Below are 17041 nucleotides of genomic sequence, written 5' to 3' on the forward strand. Positions count from 1 at the left end.
TATTCGGCTCCATTCTTCCGTTTCCCCACAGGAGCATGTAGTGCAAAAGCGTCCTTTGCATCGGTAAGGCACTCTACGAATGTCGTGACAACCCTCACATACAAGAAGCTTAAATCCATTTCGAGGATCTCCACAGCCGCGAAATTTTTGTACCTCTTTTATGACATTAGGCCGAATATGTTTTTTATGTTTATCTACAAAAGCATCCCAGTGCCGATGCTCATCGAAAAATATTTGCTTTAAGATGTTCGAGTCCATACCTTTACCTTAACAGAAATTTAAATAAGGGGTAAGCTTCGCTCACCCCAAAACTTATAAATTCTTATATGTTAAAAAAAGCTCCTGACCGGAGCCCATTCTAGGAAGATACATGCGTGTTTTAAATTGGCCGACTGCAGATATCCCAGCCGCGGGATACCTCGTTGCGGACGTATTCGATCTGGGCGGCAAGCTTTCGGTATGCCGGAAACCCATTCGGTACCAGTCGGCCCCGGTCTAGACAGTCTATCAGCCATCATGCACGGCAGGCTGCCTGAGCTTGGTCTGATCGCTTTGCAGCATATATCCGATTTATGCCGAAGATTCCGCCAATCCCAGGTGAAAACTCCAATAATTTTTATCAACCGTCCCGGCAGTGTACGCCTTTCTATTTGTTCCATGTGGAACAATGCGTGAAAGATAACATTATTCACCAGCGGCCGCGAGCCGAACTTAGGGCAGCCTGCACTCCAGCGACATAAGATCGATATCGGGCATAAAGCCGTATTTGCCAGGGTTGCGGATGTCACCGGCTCTACCTATTGCCAAACCCAGCTTCTCACGCTGCGCGACCGGCTCCCGGGAATTATCCGCAGCCGATTCGTCACCGTCAAGCTAAACAGATCTATGCGCCCGACAGCTCCATAGCACTCAGCTGCTCGCCGTCCTGGCTGCCGATCATATTCAGGCTTGCCACGGGCATCCCGGCACTCCGGTCTGCGCTTCCATATGCTGAAGGCTCGTTAACGCAAGAAGGCTGCCGAAACCGGCAGCCTCCTTGCACGCTTCTTCTCCTCCCCGACTTCCCCGAAGTCCGTCTAGCCGATCTCCGCATCCAGCGGCGTTACGGCATGGCGCAGCTGCGTCTCCAGCTCTTCGCTGTACTGCTGCGTCTCCTCCTGCGACCACCCGAGGAAGTCGGCCATGCAAGCGATGACCGCCTGCTTGTGCCGATGCACCCAGCCGATATCGAAGAACAACGCTCCGGTGCGCCTCACGAAGAAGTCTACCGGCTTTACAGCCAGCTCGTCCTCCATCGCGTAGATGGCCATGGCGGCGACGGCCAGCGGCATGCCGAAGCGCTTCGCCTCCTGCCTGTGCCGCGCCGCCAATTCGTAGAGGCGGTCGATGTTGGAGCCGTACCGGCGCGCCAGCTGCTCCGCCTCCTGCACCGACAAGCCGTACTGCGGACCGCGCAGCTTCTGCTGGTCGATGAAGGCGGGAAAGCCATCTCCGCCGCCAACCTGGCCTCCAGATATCGGCATCAGCTTCGTGGCGCACCGGGTAAACCGGTCGACGCCTTCCGCACGCAGCAGCTCGACCAGGCGATCCACGACCATCTGCGCCATCTTCCGGTAGCCGGTCAGCTTGCCTCCGGCGATCGTGATCAAGCCCGAAGGGGAAATCCAGATCTCATCCTTGCGGGAGATTTCCGACTCCTTCTTCCCCTCCTCGAAAATAAGCGGACGCAGCCCCGTCCAGCTCGACTCCACGTCCTCCGTCGTGATATGCACGGACGGGAACATATAGTTGACCGCATCAATAATATATTGCCGGTCGGCAAGCGTCATCCGCGGGTGGCTGATGTCTCCCTGGTACGCGGTGTCCGTCGTGCCTACATAGGTTTTGCCGTCGCGCGGAACGGCGAATACCATGCGGCCGTCCGGCGTATCGAAATAGACGGCCTGCTTCAAAGGAAACCGCTTCTGGTCGATGACCAGATGCACGCCCTTCGTCAGCTGCAGCCGCTTCTGCGTCTTGGACTTGTCCATGTCCCTCAGCGAATCGACCCAGGGGCCGGCCGCATTCACAATCTTCTTTGCGTAGATCTCGTACGATTGTCCGCGGAGCAAATCCTCGACCCGCGCTCCGACGACCTTGCCGTTCTCATAGAGCAAGCCGACGACCTTCGCATAGTTGGCAAGCATCGCGCCGCGCTTGACCGCTTCCTTGGCCACTTCGATCGTCAGCCGGGCGTCATCGGTCCGGTATTCCACATATCTGCCGCTGCCCCGCAGCCCCTCCCGCTTCACGAGCGGCTCGCGCTTCACCGTCTCTTCGACGCTGAGCATCTTGCGCCGCTCACTCCGCTTAACATCGGCCAGATAGTCATAGACCCTCAGCCCGATCGAGGTGCTGAAGCTGCCGAACGTCCCTCCTTTGTGAAATGGAAGCAGCATCCACTCCGGCGTCGTCACATGCGGGCCGTTCTCATAAACGATCGCGCGCTCCTTGCCGACATCGGCGACCATTTTCACCTCCAGCTGCTTCAGGTAACGCAGCCCGCCGTGTACGAGCTTGGTCGACCGGCTCGAAGTGCCCGCCGCGAAATCCTGCATCTCGACCAGAGCCGTGCTCATCCCCCGGGTTACCGCATCCAGCGCAATGCCGACCCCGGTAATGCCGCCGCCGATGATCAGCACATCGTAGTGCTGTTTATCCATTTGCTTTAATGTTTCCAGGCGCTTCGCGCTCTGCATGGTAGCTGTCATCCTGCTCTCCTCCATCTGTCCGGTCCGGCACGGCTTGCGCCAAAACAAAAAAGACCAACGCAAACACTCCAGCTCAAAGCTGCAATGAACGCGTGGTCTCTCCTTAGTCTCCGACCGGTATATCCTTGCTATTCAGCTGTTGCATCAGGGGACCAGTTGGCCCGCCCATCTCTCCAATTCGTTCGTACAGATCAGCACCTGCGGGAACCGCTCTCTCAGCTGGCGCATCGCAGACTCATCGTCAATCGTCCAGGCGATCAGCTGAATGCCTTTCTCCTCGCATAAGCGAACATAGTCATCCGTCAGGTAGATGTACTTGACCGACAAATATTTCGCCTTCAACTGCTCCATCAGCGGGAATACGGCAGGCGTCGCTCCGTAAATGACAAGTCCCAGCTCCAGCTCGGGAGCCAGCTCACGCATCCGGATGATCGCGTAATGGTCGAATGAGGTGACAAATACCTGCTCCTCCATGCCGCATCTGCGGATAACGTCGACAACCGCCTGCTCCATGCCGGGGTACAAGTCACCGCTCTGCTTCAGCTCGATGTCGACGCGCGCCCGTCCCTTGGCCAGCAGGAGAATCTCCTCCAGCAGCGGGATACGCTGGCCGCTGCCTGCATCAAAGCGCTGCAGCTCTTCCCAGGTGTAGTCCTTCACAGGCCCTTTCCCGTCCGTCGTCCTGTCCAGCGTCGGGTCATGAATCACGACCGGTATGCCGTCCTTCGTCATATTTACATCAAGCTCCAGAATGCTATAGGACAAGTCCAGCGCCGCCTGGAAGGAAGTCACCGTATTCTCCGGGTATTTCTTAGGATAACCGCGATGAGCAAGACCTTCAATGATCATCTCATAACCTCCTGATCTGTTTCCTTCATTATACCCCGGCAGACATGCCGGCACCACCATACGCCTGACCGCCCGAACCGTTTAAGGGAGGACAAGCGTGTAAATATGATCGAGCGGATAGCTGCTGGAGGTCATGTAAGGCTTGGCGGCGGATTCGAACAACACATGAAGCTTGCCCTTCACCGTCACGATCCCTTCGGTCATCGGCGGCGCAGCCAGCTCCTTCTGCTTGGTCTGGCTGTCCAGAAACCAGACGGGCACGCTGGAGTTCCCGATCTTGACCGTCTGATGCGGCGCTTCGGCCAGCGGCTGCTTGTGGATGATCAGCGAGCTCGCCGCGTTGCGCCCATAAGACTGGCTGAGCACGATACGGCCCTTATCCACTTCTATGCCTTGAACCATGTCGGGGAGCGACAGGATATAGTCGGGCACCGCAGGCTCTCCGGCCGCTCCGGCCTTGCCGGCTGGCAGGTCGTCCGTATCCGGGTCCAGCTTGTACCCTGCTGCCCAGGCCTTATGCTCCTTGCCGTCCCGGTTCGTCATATAATGCGTTTTGCTGGTCGGATAGCTGGCGCCTTGCGCGAACTCCCCGACCCATAACACGCCGTCCGCATAGGCGGTGAACGAAGCCCTCGTATCGGTAGCCAAGGCGCCTTCGAATACAAGCTTGGCCTCATCCTCCGCCTGGATCAGCGTCTCCTTCTTCAGACGGTACGCCTTGCCGTCGGAGGATATCCAGACGTTCTGCTTGCTGGCCGTAATACCGCCCGCATGACCGGTATACGGAACGCCCTGCTCCTTGTACAGCTCATGCGCCTTAACAAGCTTGCCTGTGCCCGCGTCGATGACGGTCAGGAGACTCGATTGGCCTTTCTCCCGGTAATGGGTGACCAGCAGCCAGTTTTTCTCCTCGACGTAGCCGATTCCCTGCGGCACCGCCTCCTGCTTGAGCGCGGGGATAAGCGGTCCGGGCTGGGCATGCTCCAGAAACCAGGCAATTTCAGGCATATCGACCCTCAGCTTGATGCCCGCTTCCTCTTGGGTGACCAGGCTCTTGGGCTCCTGTTGCACCGCTTGCTTCACCTCCGGCGCAGCGGCGGCAGGCGGGGCGGAAGCGCCGCCCCCTGCCGGAGCGGATTGACATCCGACGATGGCGAGCGCCCCTATGCCGGCAAGAGCGATCATGTAAGCCTTGCGCCTCATTGCCTTCGTCTCCTTCGTTTATCTGAGTTCGGCGAAACCGCTAGGTCAGCAATCCCTTCAGTCTGCCGGGATAATCCGTAATGATGCCGGACACGCCGTATTCGATCGCCTGGCGCATCTTGTCTTCATCGTTGATCGTGTAAGCATATACCTGAAGACCGCTCTCTACCGCGTCGCGGACATCGGCTTTATCGAGCCGCCTGAAGCTCGGATGCAGGGAGTAGACAGGCGAGCTGATCAGCTTCGTCATATCCGCGTGGCGCGCCACGCTCAGATCATAGAGCAAGCCGAGCTTCGCTTCAGGCTCATGCAGCTTCAGCGCCTGAAGGCTTTTGAAGTCGAAGGACGATACGACGACATTGTGCACGCGATCCATCCTGCGCATCAGTGCGGCTAACGCCGGCTCCAGCCTGTAGCCGTAAGAGCCCTTGATCTCTACATTGATCATCACCTCGGGCGGGACAAGCTCGAACACCTCTTCCAGCAGCGGAATCCGTTCGCCTGCGTACTGCTCGTGGAACCACAGACCCGCATCCGCCTGCTTCAGCTCGGCGACCGTCAGTTCGTTCACAGCTCCCTTGCTGTGCGTCGTCCGGTTGATCGTCGAGTCGTGAATAACGACGATTTCGCCATCCTTCGATAAATGCACATCCAGCTCGATCCCCTCGCAGCCTTGCTCCAGACCGAGCTTGAAGGCGCTGATCGTATTCTCCGGGGCTTCTCCCGCCGCGCCGCGGTGGGCAATGATCATAGTACGTTGCTGACTCATGTCGGTTCTCCTTTTACTTGAACGTGGAATTGGCCATCGCAGCCACAATATATTTTTGGGCGAAGATGAAGATAAACACGATCGGCAAAATAACGAGGACGCTAGCCGCCATAATCAGGTGGAAGGTCAGCGCTTCATTGCCCGCCACTGTTTCTTTCATCATCGCAATACCAACAGTAAGCACCCGCATGTTGTTCGAGTTAGTCATAACGAGCGGCCAGAAGTAAGAGTTCCAGCTTGAGATAAAGCTAAGCACAGCCAGGGTGGAGATGGTCGGGAACGCCATCGGCGCCAATATTTTGTACAGGACATGGAACCGGTTGGCCCCATCCACGCGCGCCGCCTCGATCACGTCGTTATTGATCGACTTGAACGTCTGGCGCAGCAGGAAGATGCCGTAGGCCGACGCCGCATGCGGAATAATCAGCGAGTAGAACGTGTTGATCCAGCCGAGCTTCGACATCATGACATACACGGGAACGAATGTGACTTGATCCGGCACGATCAGCGCCGCCAGCACGAGCACGAACCATTTGTCCCGGCCCGGGAAAGTCCCTTTCGCAAAGGCATAGGCCGCCATAATGGCCAGATTAATCTGCAAGAATACGATACCGACCGTTTGAACCAGCGTATTCAGCGCGAAGCGGGCCACCGGGAACACGGAGAAAATCTCTACGTAGTTGGACCACTGCATCGACTCCGGCCAGAAGGTCGGCACCGCGAAGCGCAATTCAGCGGTGGACTTGAGCGAGGTGACCAGCATCCAGTAAATCGGGAAAAACATCACCAGCGTAACGACAACCGCAAGCAGCAGGCGCGACGTTTTCCATACGTTGTTTGTCATTGTGTACGCCACCTACCCTTCGTAATGAACTTTCTTGCGGGATACATACATCTGAAGCATCGTAAACAGGACGATGATCACGAAGAAAATAATGACAAGCGCCGATGCGCGGCCGGTTCGGAATTCGGCAAAGGCCATATCATAGATCCAATAAACCATTGCCTTGGTCGAATCCAGCGGTCCTCCGTTGGTCATGATGTCAACGGATTGGAACACCTGCATGGAGGAGATAAAGTTGGTGACGACCAGGAACAGCGTGATCGGAGACAGCAGCGGCAGCGTGATTTGCCAGAACTGCCACCACTTGTTGGCACCGTCGATGCTGGACGCCTCGTAATACTCGACGGGAATGCCGCGCAAGCCGGCGATGAAGATGATCATGGCGAAGCCTACGCCTTTCCATACGGATACGATAACGAGCACCCAGATGGCTGTCTTCGTATTGGTCAGCCAGTTAATGGGCTCTACTCCGAACATCGCCATGACCTCATTAGCCAAGCCGAATTGTCCGTTGAAAATCCACAGGAAAATCATCGAAACGATAACCATGGAGATGTAATACGGCATAAAAATGACAGAGCGCATGAAGTTAAACGCCCGGGAAGTCACATTGAACAACAGGGCCAACAGAAGTCCAATGGCCAGCGTCAGCGTTACGTCAAGTATCGTATAGGTGAACGTAACTTTTAACACTTTGTAAAACAGCTCATTCGTCAGCAGATACGTATAATTATCGGCACCGACGAATTTCTTCACCGGTCTGGTCATATTCCAGTTCGTGAAGCTCAAATACAGCGAATTCAGGAGCGGATAGTAGATAAAGATCATCATGAACAGCAATGCGGGCAACGCAAACGAGAAATCTTTAATGGCTTCGAGCCTGCGGAAATTGGATGTTTTCACCGGGTTACCCCTTTTCTAATGGCATAAATACGGCTTCTGAAGCAAGTGATAAAAGGAGATGAAGGACCTGTAATCGCCTTCATCTCCATGCCAAGCTTTTACTTAATAATCAGCCAGCACTTCATTGATTTTCTTGACGGAGTCTTTCAGCAGCGGAACCGGATCGGCGTTTTCGAGAATCATTTTCCCGACAATTTCATTGTAAATTTTGCTGAACTCCGGATAGCCCGGATGTTGAATCCGCGGAGCCACGTTGTCGAAGTTATCGAACACGGCTTTATATTGCGGCCATTTCTCGAAATACTTCTTGCCTTCTTCCGTCGTTACGACCGACTTGTGCGTCGGCAAGTAGCCGGTGCCTTCCGCCCACTTGATGTTATGCTCGGCGGAGACCATGAATTTGACGAATTTCCAAGCGGCTTCCTTCTGCTTCTGAGGAGCCAGATCCATCATGACGATACCGGCGCCGCCGATATGCGATTTTCTTTCCTTGTCGCCAGGAATGAACGATACGCCTACCTCAAATTTCGCATTTTCCACGTAGGTTTTCAGAACGGCCGACGTATGCTGAACCATTCCGATTTTGCCTTCCAGGAACATTTGTCTCATGTTGTCGGATGCGCCTTTGCCATAGCCCATGTGCATGGAGCCTTCGTCGAGCCATTTCTTATACTGCTGAGCCCATCTCAAGCTGTCCGGCTGATCGAAGCCCGATTTGTTGTCCTTGGTCAGAATCGAGCCGCCGCCGTTGGAGATCCACGGATCGTAGTACCATGTATCCCAGCCTGGTACGGAGAAGGCATAGCGCGTCGTCTTGCCGCCTTCCTTCACAGTCACTTTCTTGTTAAAGTCTTCGATCTCCGCCCACGTTTGCGGCGGCTTGACGCCAAGCCCATCCAGCATGGTCTTGTTGTACACCATGACGCTCGTACTCACGATAAGCGGGAAGCCATACTGCTTGTTATTGTACGCATAGGCGGCCAGCATCCCTTTGGAGAAGTCGTTCATATCGATCTTATCCCGTTTGATGTACTCGGTCAGATCCGCGAACACGCCGCCATCTGCGAAGTTCGGCAGCGACGATACCTCTACGTTCGTTACGGCAGGCACTTCATTGGCCGCTACAGCAGCCTGAAGCTTCTTGTGAAGATCGGCGTATCCTCCCTGGAATACAGGCTCTACCGTAATATACGGATACTGTTTGTTGAACTCGGCGAGCATGTAGTTAAGGCCCGGCATTTGAGCTTCCGCATGGGAATGCCAGTATTGAATCGTAATCGGCGTCGTATCCTCCGCAGCGGTCTGGGCGTCTTCCAGATTGCCTCCGGACGCTTCGCCGCCGCCTCCTCCGCAAGCCGTGATAGATGTTACAGCAAGCGTCGATACAACCAGAGGTGCCAACCATTTGCGCAATTTCATCTTGTTTTCCCCTTTCTCGAGCTCCATGTAGGTAGGATGTAAACCTGAAAAAGAGACCACCGGGCAACACAAAAACAACGCATTCGGTACGCATACAAAATACAACGCGCACCGGATCGTTGTCTTTGGGTTATCTCTGGTGATCTCCATACCCCGACGACGTACTATCCAGATGTGTTAGAAGTAAAGCGCTTTCTCACATACCAAGTATGACACACTTCTGTTACAATGTCAATGGTTAATTCCTAAATATACCACTAATATGCTAACTAATCAATAATGTTAAGAAAATTTTAACTTTTTTCAAAGATTTTCTCATAATGCGGCATTATGGGTAGACAATGACTTGGACAGCTTGAAGGAGCCTGTATCCAAGGAAATAATCTCTCCGGACAATGAGATGTTCTCGATGGCCTTCATCATATCGCTGCTGTGCGACGACTTGACGCTGAAGCGCAGCTCCATGACAGGTGGTTTGTCTTTATCCTGCGAATCGTCCGGCTTCATCTTGACATTGACGATCTGGACGCTCTGCTCCCCGAACATCGTGGCGATTTTGCCCAGAACCCCCGGCCGATCATAGATCAGGATGACGATCTCATGATTGCGCCGATGACGCATCAAATATCTCTCCCACTTGTTCAAAACGAACAGGCTGAGCAGTACCAGCACGGTAGCCAGCGCCGCCCCGTAGTAAAAGCCCGCTCCCACGCAAAGTCCGATGGCGGCGACCACCCAGATCGATGCGGCCGTCGTCAGCCCCGATACCGTGGAGCCCGTCCGCAGAATCGCCCCGGCTCCGAGAAATCCGATGCCGCTGATTACTTGAGCCGCCAACCTGGCAGGGTCCATCCGGACATTGTATTCATTGGCGAACTCGGAAAATCCATAGATCGAAAGCAGCATGATAGCCGCCGAACCGATACAAACCAGAATATGAGTGCGGAATCCCGCAGCATGGTTGCTCCATTCGCGTTCAAGTCCGATCAATCCTCCGAGTCCTGCGGCAAGAAGCATTCTGACGGTAAGATCAAAATGACTGATGACCCATACGCTGCTTGCCAACGCGCATCCCTCCCCTTTACTTGATTACCATAATACCGAGGTTCCGGCCGATACGGCCAAGGCGCCCGCTCTCAGCGCCTCGTCAATTTCCTCGCGATTGCCCACCAGTCCTCCCGCAATAATGGGAAGCGGTGTCATGTTCGTCATCTCTCTAATAATACGCGGCATAATGCCCGGCATGACCTCAATCGCATCCGGCTGGCTTTGCTCGACCGCTTTAATCCCCCGCGCCACTGCGCTGCGATCGATCAGGAAGATGCGCTGGATTGCCATCAGGCCCTGCTCCTTCGCCACACGGATCAGATTGCTTTTGGTGGAAATGATGCCGGTCGGCTGCACATGCTTAGCTACATAAGCGACCCCGCTGCGGTCGGCGGCGATCCCTTCGATGAATTCCATATGAATAAACACATGCTTGCCGGATTCCTTCACCCGGCTGACCAGTTCCGAGATATTGAAGATCGAGCCGGTTAACAGAAATACGATATTGGCCGGACTCTGGAGCACAAGCTCCATATCCTCCTCTTTCTGCAAAGCGGCGATTGTTTGATGCTCTACCATATCGACGATCGGATACATGTCTGCTCCTCCTAGATTCACGAGTGAACCTAATTATATCACGATTGTCCGTTACAGAGAGACTACGTCGCTAATACTGGCTATAATATGCTTCGGACGGTATTCCGTGCGAGCCGCCATCTCCTCCGTGCTGACCCCGGTCAATACGAGGACGGAGGCCATCCCAGCGTCATTGCCCATCTTGATATCCGTCTCCAGCCGGTCGCCGATCATGTAGCATTGCCCGGAATCCAGCCCGATATGCTCGATGGCAGCCTGAGCGGCAATCGGCGAAGGCTTGCCTACGACCAGGTCGATCTCTCTGCCGGTCGCGGCCTCCAAGGCTGCGATGAACGTCCCCGTATCGGGGAGCTGCCCATCCTCCAGCGGGCAGGTCGAGTCCGGATTGGAGGCGATGACGACGGCCCCGCGCAGGGCGGCCTGAAACACGAGATTCAGCGTATCATAGTTAAAGCTGCGGTCCCAGGACAGCACGATGTAGTCGGCGTTCATCCCATCCTCCGTCAGCGGAATGCCATGCAGGCGAAGCTCCTCGCAGATCGGCTCCTCGCCGACGACATATACTTGTTGACCCGGCTTCACGCATTTCTGCAGGTATCTGGCCACGATCAGGGAAGAGTTCAGCACATCGTCAATGGTGGTCGGAATCCCCATCTTGTTGAGCTTCTCGACATAAGAGCTTCTGGTTGCGATCGGCTTGTTGGAGAGAAAGACGACTTTGTCCCCCCTCTCCCGCAATGTTCGGATAGCTTCGGCCGCGCCCTCAATCATGCGGTCTCCCAAATACACCGTGCCATCCAAATCAAAAATATACCCTTTCATGCCTTCTGCCTCATTTCTTGTGGAAAATAGAAAAACCCTTATCCACAGTAAACACACCTCTCCCATGAGAGATATGATTACGGATAAGGGTTACTCCTCGTCTCAAACCTGTTACCGTATTCGTATTGGTTTGAATTATATACAGGGTACAGGCCGATTGTCAACGATTTTATTCTTGCGGTTTATTTCTGCCCGTTAGTCCCGGGAGGCCGCCTGCCGGTCGGCCAGAGTTATCCCGCGCTCCGCAAATACTTTTCTCGCGGCCTCCAAAGCCCCGCATGCCTTCGGAAATCCGGCGTACCCGCCGCAGTGCAGAATGGTCTCCAAAATCTCCTCGGGCAGCAGCCCGACATTAAGCGCCGCATGCAGGTGGAACGGCAGCTGCTCCATCGCTCCCTGGGTGATGAGGGAGGTGATGGTAATAATCTCCCGCTGCTTCAGGTCAAGCACGCCTCGCGCGTACAGATCGCCGAAGCCGAAGGCGACCAGAGTATGGCCGAAATCCGGGAAAAATTCGCTGATCCGGCTCATCACTTGAAGCCCTTGCTCGCCTACCATCGTCTGCAAAGTATCGATGCCGGCCGCATACCGTTCTTGGTTGGTTTGATTGGGATTCATACGCTCGCTCCTTAGCCCCGCTTCATCGTCGGGGGAATTTCTGTCGGGTCCATGATCATATCGATGACACAAGTCTCATTGGCGTTTAAGGCTTCCAGCACCGCCTGCCGCAGCTCGTCAGCCGTCGTGCAGCGATAGCCCCGCGCCCCCATCGCTTCGCCGAATTTGGCTCCGTCCAGCGGCACCCTGTAGGTGGTTCCGACCGCTTTGCCCAGATGGCGCGCCATGCCTTTGTCCACCATATCGATGCTTCCGTTGTTGGCGACCAGGAACAGCACAGGCGCGTCGTAATTGACCGCCGTGGACACCTCCGTGCCGTTCATAAACATGCAGCCGTCGCCGCTCAGGCATACGACCGTCCGCTCGGGCGCCCCAAATTTGGCCCCTACCGCGTAGCCGATCGCCCGCCCCATAGTCGCGAACACCTCTTCGAAGTAAAAGGTGCCCGGCACCCGGATATCGAAATATTTGATGGCATAGAACGAATGGCTGCCCGCGTCGCCGTACATCAGCGCATCGCCCGGCAGCACCTCGCGAAGCACTTCCATCACCTGCTTGCCGCCAAGCAGACCCGTCCGGTTGTCCGGCTCCCCGCTCTCGAAGGCTATGGGCAGATCGCGAGGCGGAACCGACGTATCGGCATAAGCGAGCAGCGCCCGCAGATTGCTGCGGATATTGCCGAGAACCGGCGTCGTCGGCACCGGCAGCGACTTGCCGATAAATCGGATCTCCTGATCGAATTGGATAATATGTTCGGGGTAATGGCTCGCCTGGAGGCTCGGAATCTCCAAATCGCTGAGCTGGCTGCCCGCCACGATAAGAAGATCGACGCCTTCGCCGATATAAGCCTCGGTAAGCGCATTGCCGCCAAGTCCATACGGTCCCAGGTAAAGGGGATTGTCCGAGCGGAACACGCCTTTGCCGCCCGGCGTCGTCGCGACAGGGATCGACCATTTGCGGGCAAAGGCTTCGATCTCCCGGTAGGCGTCAAGCGCATGAAGCCCGCCTCCGGCCAGGAGCAGCGGACGCTTCGCGCCGGCCAGCAGCGTAGCGACCTGATCCAGATTGGACGCGATTGTCGCCGGGAGAGCATCGGGCAGCGCAAGCTCGAAGTCCTCTGTCTCCTCCATGAGAACGTCGTACGGAATGCACAGATGCACAGGCCCGCGCACGCCGGTCCACGCCTGCTGGACGGCATGCTCCAGATGAGCGCGGAGCAGTTCCCCGCGCTCCACCCGTGCGCTGAATTTGGTCACAGGCTCAAACATCTTCACCAAATCCGTGCCGAACATGGTGCTATCCTGGCCGAGCACTTTGCCGATCTCGCGGATCGGCGGAGAGCCGGTTAGAAACAGAACCGGCACGCCCGTATACAGCGCCTGGCCGGCGGCGGTCAGCATGTTGATCCCTCCGGGTCCAGCCGTACCGACCGCGACCCCGAACGTACGGCTGCTCAAAGCGTAGCCGGCCGCCTCCAGGCCCGCTCCCTCCTCATGCTTGCTGAGCACAAACCCAATGTCTGCCCGATCCAGCTCCAAGACAAGCGGAGTGACCGGCTTGCCGGGTATTCCGAACACATGCGTGACTCCCCAATTAGACAAATGCTTGGCTAGAATGCGGCTTACAGTTGGCATAAGAACGGAATCCCCCCAGATATGATCAATATAACTTCTTTATTTTGGATAACAGAGCCGAAAACGACCCTTCGAACTCTTCTGCCGGAATAGGAGGACTGAAATAATAACCTTGGACCTCATTGCATTTTTGTATCTGCAGAAAACGGAGCTGCTCCTTCTCCTCCACCCCTTCGGCAACAACCTCCAGATTCATGCTATGGGCGATCGCAATAATGATGCTCACGATGTTCGTCCCGTTCGATCCCTTGGACAGGTCTCGCACGAAGCTCTGGTCGATCTTCAACCGGTCGATCGAGAAGTTTTTCAAGTAGTTGAGCGAGCTGTAGCCCGTCCCGAAATCGTCCATGCTGATCTGAATGCCAAGGGAATGCAGCTTGCGCAGCATCGGGATGGCGTGATTGACATTCATCGTCATCGTCTCGGTAATTTCGAGGTCCAGATAGCGGGGCTCAAGCCCTGTCTCATCCAATACTTTCTTCACGACGTCCACCAGGGCATCGTCCAGAAACTCCTGCGAGGACAAATTCACCGAGACGCGAAACGGCGGAATTCCTTGGTCCTGCCATTTTTTATTCTGCAGGCAAGCCGTCCGCAGCACCCACCGGTCGATCTGGGTAATCAGCCCCGATTCTTCGGCGATCGGAATAAACTCGCTGGGGGAAATGAAGCCCTTCGTGGGATGCTGCCAGCGGACCAGCGCTTCGACTCCCTTCAGCTCCCCGGTTCGAATATCGACCTGAGGCTGATAGAACAAGCGGAATTCTTCATTTTCGATCGCACGCCGAAGGGAGCTTTCCAACACGATCTTCTCGCGCGTTGTAACATTCATGTCAGGCGAGTAGAGAGCGTACAGATTCAACCCCCGATTTTTCGCGCTGTACATAGCGGTATCGGCTGCAATCATCAGATTCTCGAGATTATGGCCATCCTTCGGATAGATCGAGATGCCCGCGCTGGCGGTCAGATGGAACTCGTACCCGTTGAGACTAAAGGGCTCCTGGAAGATGTGAAGAATGTCTTTCACCCTCTGCAAAGCTTCTTCCTTGCTCCCCATGTTAGGAAGGACGAACATAAATTCATCGCCTCCCATCCTTGCCACGATTTCCCCCGGTAGGAGAACATTTCCGAATCTTGTGGCGACCATGATAAGGAGAAGATCACCGCTGGAGTGGCCCAGCGTATCATTTATGATTTTGAAGCGGTCCAGATCGAGACAGACGACAGCCACCTGCTGACCCGTGCGCTGCGCATGCTCGATAAGCTGGGGCACTTTTTCCTTGTAATATCTGCGGTTCGGGAGCTTGGTCAAATCGTCGTGATTAGCCAGGTAATTATATCGCTCCTCCGCCTTCACCCGATCCGTAATGCTCCTGAACTGGCCGAATGCGCCCAGCAGCTGCTTCTTCTCATCGTATAGCGGATACGCGTCGAATAAGCAGACCATCCGCTCCTCAGCCTCGCTCTGCTCGAAGGTCATCTGGATATCCTCGAACGTTTTCCCGTTGCGGACTACCTCGTAGATATATTCGCCCATGGAGCCCAGGTCCCGCACATTCGTCCCCAGCATATCCGCTCTCGATCGCCCGGTAAACAGCTCCGCATATTGGTTGAAGGTGGTGATCTCCCCTTCGCGGTTCGTCATAATAATGCCGTTCCGGGCATTATCCATGATGATCTGATTCTGAATGTTGAGCTTGCGGTTTTGCTTGCGCAGCATCAATTCCCTCTCGATGGAGTCCACAGTCGTAGCGAGCAGCGTGATCATCATGGGATTCTGGAATTCCTTGGCCGTCATAATAATCAGGCTGCCGAGCAGGCCGTTCACATCGGTATAGCGGAAGGCGACCGCATAGCAAGCGCTGCCATGCAAATATTCATGGTAGTGATCATCGCCGATCAGCTGGATCGGGGACTCGTTATAGGTCAGGGACAAGTTCACCACATTGGTCCCCATGCTGGCTTCCGTGAACTGGATACCCAGTCGGATGCCGAGATCATTCAATGTTTTTTTGATCGTCTCATCCCCCATCATATGGAGGATAAAGCCCTCTTCATTGGAGACGGCCAACAGAATAGGCGTGCCTTTTAAGTAATGCAGGATTTTTTCGCCGAAGAAGCTTACTACGGATAAAATTTCGTCATAATCTTTGCTTTTTTGCCAGAGCTCGGCAGGGGATAAAATCTTCTGAGGAAAAGGAATCTCGTCGGGAGCCATGCCTATTTCCTTGCAAAACAACTGCGACTTTACAATAAATTCAGGTTTATTCAAAAAAATCACGATCAAGCCCCCAATTTGGCTGACTGCTTGCAGGCATCCCGCCTGTCAATTTCCAGATTCCTTCAAATATTTCATTCTATAACAATCGATTATTAATATAAAGAATTGTATATGATTTTTACCATTTTGTCGAACGCCGATGCGGAAAAAAGGCCGTTCATGTCAGATAGGTTTCATAGGTTTATAGGACACGGCCCGCGACGTTTAGAGTGACTCTTAGAGCAGCTTTACAGCGACTTTATAGAGGATCGGCTTCCTGCTTGCCAATGGCATCCGCCTTGGGTATAATCTCCATAATCAAGCCAAGGAGGAACTCGCCATGCCCCGGTTAAAAATCCCCCGTTAAGCCCGAGGTCCTCCATTCATGCCGGAGTGTACACGCCCGCCGAAACCATCTATAAGGGAGTTGTATTCACTGATGAACATGAATGGACCTGTACCCCGTACGCGAAGCGAAAGGCTGGATACCAGCCGCCTAATCGCCGATAACTTGCATGCGCGTTACGGACATGAACTGCTCGCGCTCGGCCTCTATGGCTCCATGGCCCGAGGAACGGACGGGCCTTATTCGGATATCGAGATATTCTGCGTGCTCCGGGAGTCGGCCCTAAGCGATGAAGCTTGCTATGAATGGTCTTCCGGCCCCTGGAAGGCTGAGGTCAATGTCTGCTTCGCGCATTCGCTGCTTCAGGAAGCGGCTTCCGTAGACGGAAGCTGGCCGCTGACCCACGGCCCCTACTTCACTCCGCTGAGCCTGTACGATCCTGAAGGCTTCTTCCCTCAGCTGAGACAAGCCACGGAGTCGCCGGAGCGGCGGCACTTCAAGCAGGCGATCGAGGAGGTCCTGGTAGGAGAAATGTATGAATTTGCCGGCAAGCTGCGCAATGCCAGCCGGAATGGCGCTCATTCCTTCTTGCCCTATCTGGCCATGGAATTCGCTCATTATGGGGCTATGCTGGTCGGCCTGCATAACCGGACATATTATTCGACAGGGTCCCGCGTTTTTCTCGAATCGCTGGAGCTGCCCGGACGCCCGGCGGGCTTCGATCCTCTGCTGGAGCTGGTTATGAGCGGAGCGCTGTCAAAGCCTGAGACAATCGTGGAGGCTTGCGAGGCATTCTGGAGCGGTCTTGGGACATGGGCTGCCGAACATGATTATGTGATCAGCACAGGGCGTATGCCGTTTTAAGAAATCCTATTGGCGCACGTATGCGGGAAGGCGCACCGGTCTTAAGCGCTAGACTTAAGAAAAGCCGTTCATCGCGTCCCCAGGGCGCTATGAACGGCTTTCTCTAATTGGTATCG

15 protein-coding genes are annotated in these 17041 nt (G+C 55.0%); 1 reads left to right on the top strand and 14 read right to left on the bottom strand.

Going from position 1 to position 17041, the window contains the following annotated elements; all coding sequences use genetic code 11:
* From BLR08_RS19735 to BLR08_RS19800, 14 genes are all read right to left on the bottom strand, one after another.
* On the bottom strand, positions 1 to 258 hold a 258-nt coding region (locus BLR08_RS19735), incomplete at its 3' end, for a transposase zinc-binding domain-containing protein (protein WP_176835565.1).
* A gap of 818 nt (positions 259 to 1076) precedes the next feature.
* Positions 1077 to 2750 (bottom strand): glycerol-3-phosphate dehydrogenase/oxidase, encoded by a 1674-nt coding sequence (locus BLR08_RS19740; protein ID WP_072334337.1) that lies wholly within the window; start codon positions 2748 to 2750, stop codon positions 1077 to 1079.
* A 144-nt stretch (positions 2751 to 2894) separates the two neighbouring features.
* Entirely contained in the window at positions 2895 to 3599 is a 705-nt protein-coding gene (locus BLR08_RS19745; protein ID WP_072334333.1) for a glycerophosphodiester phosphodiesterase, read from the bottom strand.
* 81 nt (positions 3600 to 3680) lie between these two features.
* The gene (locus tag BLR08_RS19750) at positions 3681 to 4802 is read right to left on the bottom strand and encodes a hypothetical protein (RefSeq protein ID WP_072334330.1); all 1122 of its coding nucleotides are present in this window, start codon (positions 4800 to 4802) and stop codon (positions 3681 to 3683) included.
* Positions 4803 to 4842: 40 nt separating this feature from the next.
* The gene (locus tag BLR08_RS19755) at positions 4843 to 5571 is read right to left on the bottom strand and encodes a glycerophosphodiester phosphodiesterase (protein ID WP_072334327.1); all 729 of its coding nucleotides are present in this window, start codon (positions 5569 to 5571) and stop codon (positions 4843 to 4845) included.
* Between the two features lie 13 nt (positions 5572 to 5584).
* Entirely contained in the window at positions 5585 to 6415 is an 831-nt protein-coding gene (locus BLR08_RS19760) for a carbohydrate ABC transporter permease (protein ID WP_072334324.1), read from the bottom strand.
* A 12-nt stretch (positions 6416 to 6427) separates the two neighbouring features.
* Positions 6428 to 7318, bottom strand: coding sequence for a carbohydrate ABC transporter permease (locus BLR08_RS19765; RefSeq protein WP_072334321.1), 891 nt, complete (start codon positions 7316 to 7318; stop codon positions 6428 to 6430).
* A gap of 102 nt (positions 7319 to 7420) precedes the next feature.
* Positions 7421 to 8737: an ABC transporter substrate-binding protein gene (locus BLR08_RS19770; RefSeq protein WP_072334377.1), complete on the bottom strand. Its 1317-nt coding sequence runs from the start codon at positions 8735 to 8737 to the stop codon at positions 7421 to 7423.
* A gap of 315 nt (positions 8738 to 9052) precedes the next feature.
* A complete protein-coding gene (locus tag BLR08_RS19775) occupies positions 9053 to 9754 on the bottom strand; it encodes an MgtC/SapB family protein (RefSeq protein ID WP_072334374.1) in 702 nt (233 codons plus the stop codon).
* Between the two features lie 72 nt (positions 9755 to 9826).
* A complete protein-coding gene (locus BLR08_RS19780) occupies positions 9827 to 10381 on the bottom strand; it encodes a glycerol-3-phosphate responsive antiterminator (protein WP_072334318.1) in 555 nt (184 codons plus the stop codon).
* Between the two features lie 51 nt (positions 10382 to 10432).
* Positions 10433 to 11203: an HAD-IIA family hydrolase gene (locus BLR08_RS19785; RefSeq protein ID WP_072334315.1), complete on the bottom strand. Its 771-nt coding sequence runs from the start codon at positions 11201 to 11203 to the stop codon at positions 10433 to 10435.
* A 195-nt stretch (positions 11204 to 11398) separates the two neighbouring features.
* Positions 11399 to 11821, bottom strand: a complete 423-nt coding sequence (locus tag BLR08_RS19790; RefSeq protein WP_072334312.1) for a carboxymuconolactone decarboxylase family protein — start codon at positions 11819 to 11821, stop codon at positions 11399 to 11401.
* Between the two features lie 11 nt (positions 11822 to 11832).
* Positions 11833 to 13455 carry a thiamine pyrophosphate-binding protein gene (locus tag BLR08_RS19795; protein ID WP_072334309.1) on the bottom strand — a complete coding sequence of 541 codons (1623 nt, stop codon included), beginning with the start codon at positions 13453 to 13455 and terminating at the stop codon, positions 11833 to 11835.
* 25 nt (positions 13456 to 13480) lie between these two features.
* Complete coding sequence (locus tag BLR08_RS19800) at positions 13481 to 15736, bottom strand: EAL domain-containing protein (RefSeq protein WP_256257729.1); 2256 nt, start codon at positions 15734 to 15736, stop codon at positions 13481 to 13483.
* 418 nt (positions 15737 to 16154) lie between these two features.
* On the opposite strand from BLR08_RS19800, the gene BLR08_RS19805 reads away from it, so the two are divergent.
* Positions 16155 to 16925 carry an ANT(4')-I family aminoglycoside nucleotidyltransferase gene (locus BLR08_RS19805; protein WP_072334306.1) on the top strand — a complete coding sequence of 257 codons (771 nt, stop codon included), beginning with the start codon at positions 16155 to 16157 and terminating at the stop codon, positions 16923 to 16925.
* Positions 16926 to 17041: the final 116 nt, after the last annotated feature.

Origin of the sequence: Paenibacillus sp. cl123, from assembly GCF_900101595.1 — a bacterium.
Taxonomy (GTDB): domain Bacteria; phylum Bacillota; class Bacilli; order Paenibacillales; family NBRC-103111; genus Paenibacillus_G.